General features: G+C 43.1%; 13 protein-coding genes. 9 read left to right on the forward strand and 4 right to left on the reverse strand.

Going from position 1 to position 12323, the window contains the following annotated elements; all coding sequences use genetic code 11:
* Positions 1 to 65 precede the first annotated feature (65 nt).
* The 4 genes from truD to mptN are packed head-to-tail and all read right to left on the reverse strand — an operon-like array spanning position 66 to position 3888.
* On the reverse strand, positions 66 to 1385 hold the full coding sequence (truD, locus tag ACR3I3_RS05185; RefSeq protein ID WP_440953492.1) for a tRNA pseudouridine(13) synthase TruD: 1320 nt from the start codon (positions 1383 to 1385) through the stop codon (positions 66 to 68).
* Positions 1386 to 1396: 11 nt separating this feature from the next.
* Positions 1397 to 2563, reverse strand: a complete 1167-nt coding sequence (locus tag ACR3I3_RS05190) for a transglutaminase domain-containing protein (protein WP_440953493.1) — start codon at positions 2561 to 2563, stop codon at positions 1397 to 1399.
* A gap of 18 nt (positions 2564 to 2581) precedes the next feature.
* Positions 2582 to 2929, reverse strand: a complete 348-nt coding sequence (gene pth2, locus ACR3I3_RS05195) for a peptidyl-tRNA hydrolase Pth2 (RefSeq protein WP_440953494.1) — start codon at positions 2927 to 2929, stop codon at positions 2582 to 2584.
* A gap of 32 nt (positions 2930 to 2961) precedes the next feature.
* Positions 2962 to 3888: a tetrahydromethanopterin:alpha-L-glutamate ligase gene (gene mptN / locus ACR3I3_RS05200; protein WP_440953495.1), complete on the reverse strand. Its 927-nt coding sequence runs from the start codon at positions 3886 to 3888 to the stop codon at positions 2962 to 2964.
* A 112-nt stretch (positions 3889 to 4000) separates the two neighbouring features.
* On the opposite strand from mptN, the gene ala reads away from it, so the two are divergent.
* The 9 genes from ala (at position 4001) to ACR3I3_RS05245 (ending at position 12286) form a co-directional block, all read left to right on the forward strand.
* On the forward strand, positions 4001 to 4981 hold the full coding sequence (ala, locus tag ACR3I3_RS05205; RefSeq protein ID WP_440953496.1) for an alanine dehydrogenase: 981 nt from the start codon (positions 4001 to 4003) through the stop codon (positions 4979 to 4981).
* 313 nt (positions 4982 to 5294) lie between these two features.
* Positions 5295 to 7106: a PKD domain-containing protein gene (locus tag ACR3I3_RS05210; protein ID WP_440953497.1), complete on the forward strand. Its 1812-nt coding sequence runs from the start codon at positions 5295 to 5297 to the stop codon at positions 7104 to 7106.
* Positions 7107 to 7555: 449 nt separating this feature from the next.
* A complete protein-coding gene (locus ACR3I3_RS05215) occupies positions 7556 to 7708 on the forward strand; it encodes a hypothetical protein (protein WP_440953498.1) in 153 nt (50 codons plus the stop codon).
* Between the two features lie 168 nt (positions 7709 to 7876).
* Positions 7877 to 8575, forward strand: coding sequence for a 7-cyano-7-deazaguanine synthase QueC (gene queC, locus ACR3I3_RS05220; protein WP_440953499.1), 699 nt, complete (start codon positions 7877 to 7879; stop codon positions 8573 to 8575).
* Positions 8576 to 8595: 20 nt separating this feature from the next.
* Positions 8596 to 9153, forward strand: coding sequence for a DUF366 family protein (locus tag ACR3I3_RS05225; RefSeq protein WP_440953500.1), 558 nt, complete (start codon positions 8596 to 8598; stop codon positions 9151 to 9153).
* Positions 9153 to 9869: a 7-carboxy-7-deazaguanine synthase QueE gene (locus ACR3I3_RS05230; RefSeq protein ID WP_440953749.1), complete on the forward strand. Its 717-nt coding sequence runs from the start codon at positions 9153 to 9155 to the stop codon at positions 9867 to 9869. The genes ACR3I3_RS05225 and ACR3I3_RS05230 overlap by 1 nt, the downstream gene beginning before the upstream one ends.
* Entirely contained in the window at positions 9869 to 10219 is a 351-nt protein-coding gene (gene queD, locus ACR3I3_RS05235) for a 6-carboxytetrahydropterin synthase QueD (protein WP_440953501.1), read from the forward strand. Before ACR3I3_RS05230 ends, queD begins: the two co-directional genes overlap by 1 nt.
* A gap of 139 nt (positions 10220 to 10358) precedes the next feature.
* A complete protein-coding gene (gene nifB / locus ACR3I3_RS05240) occupies positions 10359 to 11234 on the forward strand; it encodes a nitrogenase cofactor biosynthesis protein NifB (RefSeq protein WP_440953750.1) in 876 nt (291 codons plus the stop codon).
* Between the two features lie 41 nt (positions 11235 to 11275).
* Positions 11276 to 12286: a methanogenesis marker 2 protein gene (locus ACR3I3_RS05245; protein ID WP_440953502.1), complete on the forward strand. Its 1011-nt coding sequence runs from the start codon at positions 11276 to 11278 to the stop codon at positions 12284 to 12286.
* The last annotated feature ends 37 nt before the right edge of the window (positions 12287 to 12323 follow it).

Consider the following 12323-nt stretch of genomic DNA (forward strand, 5'->3'; position numbering starts at 1 on the left):
CCGTTCTAATTTTCAAAAGCTTTTCTTTTTCTCCTTCATCGAATCTGTTCTCAACTTTTATACACTCAGCTCATTCTTGATGGCTCGACTTTCATGTACTCCCTGAGAACGGTTGTAGCATAGCTCCCTTTAGGAAGACTAAAGTCAAGAGTTACACTGAATTTCCCCGGGTTCAGTTCATCTTCACTGATGCTATAATTAGGGTCCACTCCAAGAAGGATCTCCCTTCGTATTCCCTTTGAAGCCATCTTGTCCATTGAAGGTACTTTGAATCCTTCAAGAGGTACATCAAGTTCTTCCAGCACACTCTTTTCGATCTCTCCCGGTATCCCTGATGCGATCGGAGTATCATAACCAAAAAGCGGTGCTGTCACAAATGCTCTTTTCCTTTTGATGAGATTGTTCATCCCATCAAGGGTATCTTCAGTGACGATCTCAATGCGGGAACTGTCAGGAAATCCTTCCTTATTCTTAAAACAGACAATGTCTCCCACCACTGCACGGTTAAGAGGCAGTTCTTTCTTTATTCTCTGGCAGATGATGGTATTATAGATATAAGACTGGTATGCGTGGACGAACATTTTTCGGATGTTCATCGGCAAGGTCTCAAAAGCTCCTGCAAAATCCACGGGGTTCGATACCAGATGATGCATCATGGCTCGCTCATACCTCAATTGCAAAGGATATGCCTTCAGTCCTTCTACATAATCCCTGGTATTAAAGACCATTTCACGGACTTCTTTTGTCTCTTCAGGCTCGCCGGGATATGCAGCCGCAATGTAATCAATGGCAGCTTTCTCTATGTTTCCTCTGGCGATGGATTCTCCAACCACATGTGTGATCGGCCTCAATGCCCCGAAACGCTGAATTCCGAAGAAATTTGGCACTCCTCCCTGTTCTTTAATAGAATCAGTCGTCTGCTTCATTCTGCTTTCCAGCTCATCCTTTCCTATATCGATCTCCCTTACAGTTATGATGAACTCATTTCCGGTAAGGTCTCCAAGCCCTATGTCCCTGTTGGATCTGCCGAGTACCTTTAGTTCAACGTCCTTGAGCTTTATGCTCTCGATCTTTTCCTCAGGTACATCATAAAAACTGATCTTTTGCGTCGTAACAGCCCTCTTGTCCTTGGTGCCTGCAAAACCGATTCGCTTTTGGCTGATCCCAAGTATGCGTGAAATGTCCCTTATCAGATGGTGTGCTTCCCAGTTGTGCTTGGTAAGCTCGACAATCGTGTATTTCCCTTTATCTCCCTCTTCCCGGTTAGTGATTTCAATGACCCTGAAATCTTCAATCTCCCGGCGAAGGGCTCCTCCAATTCCCGGAGTATTGGTGCTATAAAGGTCAATACCTATCTGTTCTTCTACAGGTGGAACGTTGTACATGTTTTTCTCCGTTATTCAGGAATAATATCTATTATATTAACTGTTCTAGTATCTGTAAAGATCCAGGAATCATCCGTTGGTACTGCTCCTGCAGGGAGATCACCTGCATAGAGTCCGGATGTTGTGTCCAGTATCAGCCATGATCCGTATTCATCAGTAGTATAGTAGATAGGAACACAGCCATAGTATTTTTTCACTGCGTCGATGTTCTCTTTTGCAACCTCACCTTTGCCGATGTATACGGTTGTAAAAGCATGCGTATCGGTGAAATATATCCTGGTGCTTCCTCCAATAGCTTCTATAAGTGACGATATCAGAATTGCAGAATCATCACAGTCTCCCGCACTTACTTTTATTGTTTCATCAGGTGTGGCCCAGTAATCTTCTCCCCTGGGATCGGTCATGTATTTGATGTTGCTTTTCAAATGGTCGAACAGTGAACAGACCTGATATATATTGTATTCTCCGGGATATTCCATTGCACCGGAAGCAGCAAGTGCACGTACATCCTCATTTCTTGGATCGACTTTCTCATTTGTGATGGTGAACAGTGGTTCTTCGTTGGACAGGTATTTTGCCGTTGTCAAATTGGTTGCGGGCAGTACCTCCATGCTGATCTCTTCAAGGAACTGTGTTCCATAATCGTACCATTGTCCTGAGTCAGTTTGTACCATTACTCCAAACCCGATCTTAAGGTCCATGGTATCAACGTCTGAAGGGACATCAAGACAGATAAAGCCAATACTTTTCTTTTTTTCCGGATCGATTGTATACCCGGTGTCCTGTGCCATGAATTTCCCATTGTCAAGTTTTATTCCATATTTATATATGAAGATCGGTCTTTCCTCTCTGTTCTCAACAAAGACCTCAATGGTTGCAGGATTATTCTCATAGAAATTAGTATAGTGATATGATGTAGCTATTCCCAATGCAGGAGCATGTGTCGAAGTAGGGCGGGGCTTGTCTTCTATGTGATCGGCTTTTTCGTATATGACCTTTGGAACTGTCAGTTCTTCGATATCTATTGAATGATCCGGGTCACCTGTAAAATATCTGTATAATGGCAGCTTTTGTATATTCGGGGAGGCAGGGGCCATATCAGATACAGCAAAAGCTGTTATTGAGATAGCCAGCAGGAATGTTATTATAGTTATCAAAAGGTAGCGACCCCATTCCATTGCTTTGCCTCATAATACTTATAGCAATTTCAGGTGGCCCGTGATCTTATCAATGTTCTCTGCTTTTGCCGGCCCGATGCCAAGTACGGTCACCGTACCGGGTGGTATTTCTGTAAGACCTGCATCGGTTATTAGTGCTGTAGCCAAACCTTCACGTCTTGCTTTTTCTTTAAGCTCGAAGAGATCCTGGAGTTTCTCTGCTCTTAAGACCACTTTCTTCTGTCCTCCCTCTTTCCACTTTTCGAGGTCGGAACGTTCTGCCCACTCCGCAGCTGTAACAGCAGCATGAGCTACCTGTACAGCAAGTTTTCCTTTTGAGAGCTTCAGGTCATCCCTGATCACTATACACTGTTTATATTCTGCCATTTGAAAGGTCCCCAATGAATAAGAGCTATCTGTTATATTTCTTCAATAACTTCTCTTATGATATCTTCTGCTGCATTAATTCCCCATGCTTTATAAATACCTGCTACTGAAGGCGTACCATTGACCTCCAGTACAAAGCTTTCATTTTTATCATCACTGTCCTTTTTTTCGACAAGGTCCACGCCTGCAAAGAAAGCACCTATCGATCCGGCAGCATTCACACAGGTCCTTTCCTGTTCCGGTGTTAAAAGACACCTGGATGCATCCCCTCCCTGGCTCAGATTGTTGATCCATGATCCTTCGGGAGCTGTTCTGTATATTGCACCGATGACCTTTCCGTTAACAACAAATGCACGGATATCCCGTCCAGGATTCTTGATAAATTCCTGTATGTATAACATTCCTCTCTGTTCCAGAAGTTCGTCTATGTGTTCCGGAACAGGACCATTATTGTTCTTTCCATCAGAGTTCACGATAACTCCATTTTTAATCCGGCTAATTCCCATTCCCTTGTATCCGAAAACGGGTTTAATGACCGCATCATTCATTTCTTCAAGTGCCTTAATTGCACTTTCGGTATCCTGGACAACCTTTGTTTTTGGTATGGGGAGCCCATTGTTGGAAAGCAGGCAGGATGCGTAATATTTATTGGCAGCATTCTGGATGGCAGAGGGCGAGTTGATAATGAGGACCCCTTCCTCTTCCAGCTGTCTGAGTATATCAAATCGAAAAGATACGCCTTCAAATGCACCGGCACCAACATCCCTCACAATGATGGCATCGAATTGGAGTGGATCAAATTTTCCAATACTCCATTCTGGTCTTTTTCCAATAGAGACCTCGGCATCACGAAGGTCTATCATCTGATGCTCAACATTGTTGTCCAAACAGGCCTTACCAAAGGCAATAGCTGTCGGATCTTGAGGATCGGTGACTATAATCCCTATCTTTCTCATCATAACTAAATTATGTTTGCAGTACATCAATATATCGCAAATTATGATCTGAATATCTAAAGGAATCCAGTAAGTTTATACGCTCTGTTAGACATCTGTTAATGGGTGATAAATCTTGGATGTTCTATGGCTGAACCAGAACGACGTAAGGTCGTTGCTCAATCTATCTGATGCAATGGATGCTGTTGAGAAAGCATTTGAACAGCATGGCAGGAAGAAAGTTCAGATGCCTCCGAAGTCCTATCTTTACTTTGAAGCTCACAATGGTGACCTGCGTACCATGCCTGCATATCTTGAAGAGCAGGATGTTGCAGGCGTTAAGATCGTGAATGTACATCCTGATAATCGCCAGAAAGGCCTTCCTACTGTCATGGCTCTCTTTGTACTGAACTCAACTGAAACAGGTGCTCCACTGGCCGTAATGGATGCTTCTTACCTTACGGATATCAGGACCGGAGCAGCAGGGGGGATCGCGGCAAAACACCTTGCACGTCCGGATTCTCATATCCTGGGGCTGGTAGGTTCAGGCAATCAGGCAAGAACACAATTGGTGGCCATTGCTAATGTTTTCGATCTCGAGGAGGTCAAGGTGTATAGTGCGCATAAGGAAAGTGCCGAGCAGTTCAAGCAGGAGATGGAATGCAAAGCAGATTGCACTATTGAGGTTTGTTCTTCAATTGAAGAGGTATGTGATTGTGATATACTTGTTACCGTGACTCCAGTGAGGACTCCAATTGTGAAAAGTAAGTGGATCAAACCGGGTACACACATTAATGCAATTGGTGCTGATGCTGCCGGAAAGGAAGAACTTGAAGCTTCCATATTGCTTCAGTCCAGGGTAGTTGTGGACGATATGGCTCAGGCATCTCATTCAGGTGAGGTGAATGTTCCTCTGTCAGAGGGTCTGATCACTGTCGATAATATCTGTTGTGAGATCGGAGAGGTTATTGCAGGTTTGGAACCGGGAAGATTGAATGAATCAGATATTACGATATTTGATTCCACAGGTCTTGCGATACAGGATGTTGCAACGGCACTTCTTGTTTACAATGCAGCAAAAGAGAAAGGTATGGGTAAGAAGCTTCAGATGTTCTGATGATGAATCACCTGCCGGATTTCATTCATCTAGAAGATTCAGCTTTCAAAATATACGAAATTTGATGTGTTTGTTCTTCTACACATCTTACTTTCTCATTGTAAATATTTTGTTAGTTTCTGATTTAATTTGTCTTGTTTTCCAACAATAATTTTTCGTGCTGCTTCTTTTTGTTTTTCTTTCTTATTTTTATTACAAATAACAACTCTATCATTATAATTATGATTATTATATCTTTTGCAATAGATATATTTATATATCTTCATTTTATATGTCATTCAATATACAATATTGTAGAAAGTGGCGGTTCCGTATGCATCCAATAGTCAAACCATTAGGTATCTTACTCTTGATCACATTGCTATTGAGTGGTCTCACAAGCATTTCAACCAATTCACCAGGGCTTGCTCCCGATCCAACAGATGATCGTCATGAAAGCAACTACTCTGAATGGGAAGATGCATTTGTCATCTCCAAGGATGGGGATGTTGTTGTCAAAAGATCGAGTGGAAGTCATAAGTCCAAGAAAAGCATTGATGAGCCAACTTCTCCAGTTACTGCTGATCCTGTCCTTCCAGTTGCTGATTTCATTGCCAATGTCACTGGAGGCCCTGTTCCACTTACTGTTGAGTTCACTGATCTGTCAAGTAATTCCACATCGTGGTCCTGGGATGTTGATAATGATGGTACTGCTGATTACTTCACTCAGACTGCTTTCCATACTTACAATAGTACAGGTCTTTATAGCGTCAATCTCACCTCCAGTAACATCAATGGTACTGATTCTGAGTTAAAGATCAATTATATCAATGTGACTTCTGTGTCCTCTCCAGTTACTGCTGATCCTGTCCTTCCAGTTGCCGATTTCATTGCCAATGTCACTGGAGGCCCTGTTCCACTTACTGTTGAGTTCACTGATCTGTCAAGTAATTCCACATCGTGGTCCTGGGATGTTGATAATGATGGTACTGCTGATTACTTCACTCAGACTGCTTTCCATACTTACAATAGTACAGGTCTTTATAGCGTCAATCTCACCTCCAGTAACATCAATGGTACTGATTCTGAGTTAAAGATCAATTATATCAATGTGACTTCTGTGTCCTCCCCAGTTACTGCTGATCCTGTCCTTCCAGTTGCCGATTTCATTGCCAATGTCACTGGAGGCCCTGTTCCACTTACTGTTGAGTTCACTGATCTGTCAAGTAATTCCACATCATGGTCCTGGGATGTTGATAATGATGGTACTGCTGATTACTTCACTCAGACTGCATTCCATACTTACAATAGTACAGGTCTTTATAGCGTCAATCTCACCTCCAGTAACATCAATGGTACTGATTCTGAGTTAAAGATCAATTATATCAATGTGACTCCTTTAGAGATTGATTTAGTTGCATCAATCGACATCGAGGTCTATACTGAAGGTGAGGATGCAGATTCTCCAACAGGTCCGTTTGTTCAGGTTGGTTCTGATGTTGAATGGGTCTATTATGTCGAGAATACCGGAAATGTGAATCTTACAATTGTTGTTGTATCTGATAATAGATCTTCCGTTAATAGTGAGACAATTAATCTAGATTATAATGGCGTCTTCGAACCCGGTGAGGTATGGATCTACAATGCATCCGGTACTGTTGTTGAAGGTCAGTATGTGAACCTTGCCAATGTTACTGCTCAGTATGAGGACTCATATGTCTATGATGAAGACCTCAGTCACTATCTGGGTATTTCTGATATCGGGGGCCTTAAGGGAATGGGTTACTGGAAGAAACCGGATAATTGGCCTATTGATTTTAATTTCATAACCATTGGTGGTATCACTTATACAAAGGAAGAAGCAATAAGCAACATGAGACCTCCAGTTTATATGCCAAAAGATAAAACCTATAGTATGTTTGGTCAACTGGTAGCAGCTAAACTGAATTACATAGTAAATTCAAGCTCCTATACTTGTGCAAAGGACTATGTGGGAGTTGATTTCATTAATGATTCAGATACCTGGATGGAAAACTATGGTCCTGTAGGCAATAATGTCTCTGGAGATAGTGATGCCTGGCAAACTTCTGGTGAAGATCTCAAAGATTTATTGGCTGACTACAACAAAGGTAAATTGTGTATTTGATACACTAATAACTTTTTTAATGAACAGGTTCTATTCTTCCTGTTCATTATTTCTATTTCTTTAGTTTCTCCCTCTTCATATTTTTTAGTTTTTAACATACTGCCAGAATCACCTCATAATAATGAGCATACACTCCTCTATCGATATATTTATATATTAATCTTGCCAATATCTTAATTGGGTACAAAAGGTGGTGGTAATGATTCTAGAGCTTCCATAATCGTATAACTTTCGAGAACTCGTGAGTTTACTCGTATCTTTGAGCACAACAAATGAAAAAGATCTCGGCTACAAATTCCATAGTTGAATATGTAAAGGTTTATTCATTTGGATGGGTTCTATTTGATACATGTAAAAATCGCAGAATACTCGACAATTGCAATTCCAGTACTTTTTTTCTGGGATTCTTATTCCTTTTACAAAGCAAAATATAAAATGTGGTGGTACAAATGGAACTCGTAAAAGTATACTGTGAACACTGTGGAAACGAGATCATCGTGTATGATACTCATGTGAAAAAACATATGTACTGTACTATACACTGTCTTGAATCTGCAGGTGGAAGTTCTTCAGGCGGCGGTAGTGAATCCGCATCGGCTTGAGTAACTTCCAGAATCTCTTTTTGAAACTTTCCTTTTTTGCATTTAAATTAGTTTTAGTTTTAGTTTTAGTTTTAGTTTTATCTTTTTTATTTGCCTCATCTTCGGCAACTTTAAATAATACTGGAGTATTACTAGGAGAATACCTGAGCACTTCTTTGGAGAATCCTCATGAGATCTGTAACATTAATGAGCAGTGGTCTTGATTCCGTCGCTGCCCTTGCAATTGCAAAAAGGACTTCCGATGTTGTCCTGGCCCTGACATTCGATTATGGGCAGCGCTCTGTCAGAAGGGAGATCGATAATTCAAAGGCAATCTGTGAATTCTATGGAATAGAACACAGAATAATCCGGCTTGACTGGTTAAAGGATATCACGAATACGTCCCTTGTGAACGAGGACGTAGATGTTCCTGAGTTGTCGACTGATGATCTCTCCGGAGAAAATGAGAGTATTACTGAAGATTCCGCCAGGAATGTCTGGGTTCCTAACAGGAATGGTGTTTTCCTGAACATTGCAGCAAGCTTTGCTGAAAGTTATGGTTGTGATTCTGTAATTGCCGGATTCAACGGTGAGGAGGCAAAAACATTCCCTGACAACTCCAAAGAATTCGTTGACGCTTCAGACAGGTGTTTTTCTTACTCCACTGCAAATGGTGTGGAGGTCCTGGCCCCTCTTATCGATATGGACAAGAAAAGCATAGTTCTTGAAGCAATGGGGGAAGATGCACCGCTGGAATGGAGCTGGAGCTGCTATCACGGCGGAGATCGGCCATGCGGCGTGTGTGAAAGTTGTGTAAGACGTGCACGTGCATTCCGTGAGGCAGGGTTGAAGGATCCTCTTATGGTAAAACTTGGCCTGGATGTTTGAATACAACAGAGGTGGTTATTATGGAATATGTTGTTCTTGATAAAAAAACGGATTATGATGGAAGCCAGATCTCCTCTTTGTGGGCATACAACCTGAAAGGTATCCAGCAGGATTCGATCGTTGCTTTTAGAGGTGGTTGTGACGTAAAGCTGGAGCATATGATAGATCTTGAGGACAAAAGGATGGGTGATTCTATCTATTCTCCTGATATGCTGCATTTTCTCATAGAGCATTTTGATTCAACTGACCTTAAGCTGGTGTATGCAAGACAGAGATTGTTCACTGCGATCGTTGCAGAAGCTCTTCTGGAAAATGGGATTATTACCACAAGACAGGGCGATGATCTTTTCGTAGATGGTAAAAAACTGACTATCTCTATTGCAAGCACATCTGCAGTATCCCAGAAGGTCCACTTCGGGATCAATGTGATCCATGACTTTTACGGCAATCTTACAGATAATGGGGTCGATGAGGTCAGGGCAGTCGGACTTCTTGAAGAGATCGCAAACAGATATGTGGCCGAGTTTGAGGATATCGAAAAAGACCTTCGTAAATCGCGCCCATTGGATGTGGTATGATGAAGGTACCTGTCAGTGAGATCTTCTGTTCCGTCCAGGGTGAGGGTCCGCATGTGGGCGTGAGGCAGGCTTTCGTGAGATTTGTAGGATGCAACCTCAATTGTTCCTACTGTGATACGAATGTAGAAAAACCGGTTTTATGCAAATTCGAAAAGGTTCCCGGTACCAATGTCTTTAAGGACATCCCGAATCCCCTTGGCGTAAAGGACGTATGTGAGATGCTGGACAGTTATGAGAATGTCCATTCCATATCCCTTACAGGAGGAGAACCTCTTCTCGAAGCAGATTTCATTGCAGAGATGGATGTTTCAAGACCACTGTATCTTGAGTCCAATATGACCCTTCCCGACATGGCAAAGAAGATCAGGGACAAGGTCTCCTATGTATCGGGGGACGTGAAGCTTATTGATGAGTTCGAAGGTGAGGATTTTGATTCTCATCTTGAGAGGACGTTCGAATGTTTCCGCACTCTTCGGAACACAAAGGAGAGGGAGTGCTTCTGCAAGCTGGTGATCACAAAAGATACCTCTGCAGATGATGTATTGTCAGTTGCAGATGAGATCTCCGGATATGTGTCCTGTATGGTACTTCAGCCGGTCACACAAAAGCATCTTGCTCCTGAAATCGAATTTATGCTTGAATTACAGAACAGGCTTCTGGATTCAATTGATACGCTGATAATTCCTCAAACACACAAAATGTGGGGTTGTTTATAATGACAAAAATGAGACTTGGAATAATTGAATACATAGACAGTGCACATTATTTACCGGAACATGAGACCTGTGGTATCGTCCACGGCCATACTTACAAGATCGAGATCGTTCTTGAGGGTGAGAAACAGGAGAATGGCATGGTCATGGATTTCTATGAGATTAAGAAGACCGTACGTGAGACCCTGAAGACCTATGATCACAAGCTTCTGAATGATATCCTTCCATTCCCAAGTGCAGAGAACATCTGTGAACATATCCACGCGGACCTTTCCGAAAAGCTTGGATATCCGTTATCTGTGAAGGTATGGGAGGGCCACGGCAAGTGGTGCGAGCTGAACGGCCTGGAATGAACACATTCCACAACCTATATCTATAACGCTTCTAATTAACTTGCAGACTTCCTATTTGAAGACCGGAGGACAAACTTTGCCTGATACTGATAAAATCCCTGAAGAATGTCACGATGAGAATGATGTGGATCTTGATGTTATGCGAAAGATCTCAGACCATCCCTGCTACAACAAGGAGGCTCAGCACAAGTATGGTCGAATTCACCTGCCTGTGGCTCCAAAGTGTAACATCCAGTGCAATTATTGTGACCGTAAGTTCGATTGTGTCAACGAAAGTCGTCCGGGTGTGACAAGTGAAGTACTTACTCCTCAGGAGGCACTTGAAAAGACAAGGAATGTTCTCAGGGATTATCCTTTCATTAAAGTAGTTGCAGTAGCAGGTCCGGGTGACCCTCTTGCAAACGACGAGACCTTTGAGACCCTTGAACTTATCAAGAACGAGTTCCCTGATGTGACCCTTTGCCTTAGTACCAATGGTCTGGCACTTCCTGAAAGGATGGATGATATCCTGAGGGTTGGTGTCAGCACACTTACTGTGACCCTTAATGCCATCGATCCGGAGATACAGGCGCAGATCGTGGACCACATTGCTTACAAGGGCAAGTCCTATACTGGTGTGGAAGCCGCAGAGATACTGATAAGTAACCAGTTGGAAGGTATTAAGATGGCTGTGGAGGCCGGACTGGTCGTCAAGATCAATACAGTGCTTATTCCAAAGATCAACAGGGACCATATCATCGAGGTTGCAAAGAAGGTGCGCGAACTTGGTGTCTTCATCATGAACATCATGCCTCTTATCTGCCAGGCGAAGTTTGCAGACATGGAACCTCCTACAGATAAGGAGCGTAAGGAAGTACAGGCTCTCTGTGAGCCTTATGTACAGCAGATGAGGCACTGCCGCCAGTGCAGGTCTGATGCATACGGTCTTCTGGGCAAGGACCTCTCTCAGATGAGCGAGGAACGACGAAACGTTATCAAAATGGAATCTATCAAAAAGATGGAACACGAAGAGTAAATCTCTTCCGTTCTGCCTGAACCACAAAGGGAAGGATATATTTGGATATTGAACAACTGGCTTCAAACCTCCGTAACTTCGAAGGTGTGACCCGCAAGAAACCCATAGCTGACATCGTCAACATGTTCGATGAGGTCCGCAGTGAATATGGCGAGACGATCGTGGATTTCGGAGACGATGCCGCGGTACTTGATACCGGTAGTGATGAGGTTATATTGTTCGCAGCTGATGCCATCTGGGGTAGGATCGCACTTGAAAGCCCGTGGTGGACAGGATACACATCCGTAGTTGTCAATGTCAACGACATTTCGGCAATGGGCGGCAGGCCTGTTGCAATGGTAAATGTCATGTCCTCTTGTGATACTGAAGCATGTAAGGAGATGATGCGCGGTATCAAGGACGGAGTTAAGAAGTTCGGAGTTCCCATGGTAGGTGGGCATGTACATCCGGACACTCCCTACAACTCCCTTGGTGTCGCTATCATCGGTGTTGCAAAGAAGGACTGCATTGTCAGAAGTGATATGGCAAGGCCGGGAGATTCTGTTATAGCTGCTTATGACATGGACGGTCGGGTGGGAAAGAACTCCCCTTACAGCTGGGATACCACATCGTTCAAAGATGACCAAGTCGTTCGCGACCGTTTCCTTGTGATGCAGACGATCGCTGAGAAGAAGCTGCTTACAGCAGGAAAGGATATCAGTAATCCGGGTACTGTGGGTACTCTTGGAATGCTGTGCGAGACCAGCAAGGTAGGTGCATCCGTAGATCTTACAAAGATACCTGTTCCTGAGGGTCTTGAGCTGGAGCAGTGGCTTAAGATCTATCCTGCAACAGGTTACATCCTGACTGCAAGACCGGAGAACTGCGATGAATGCATCCGCATATTCGAGGATGTGGGAATAGAAGCTGCTGTTATTGGTGAGATCAATGATTCTCGTGAAGTGGATATATATTCCGGTGACCAGAGGGCAGTTGTCTTTGATTTTAATGCTGATACTATTACAGGCATTGATATGGGTCCGGAAGATGCCGGCTCAGAAAAAGTGGAATGATCCTGTTTTTCAACAGGTCATCTTTTTTAATTAAATT

Source organism: Methanococcoides mangrovi (assembly GCF_052057775.1).
Taxonomy (GTDB): Archaea; Halobacteriota; Methanosarcinia; order Methanosarcinales; family Methanosarcinaceae; genus Methanococcoides.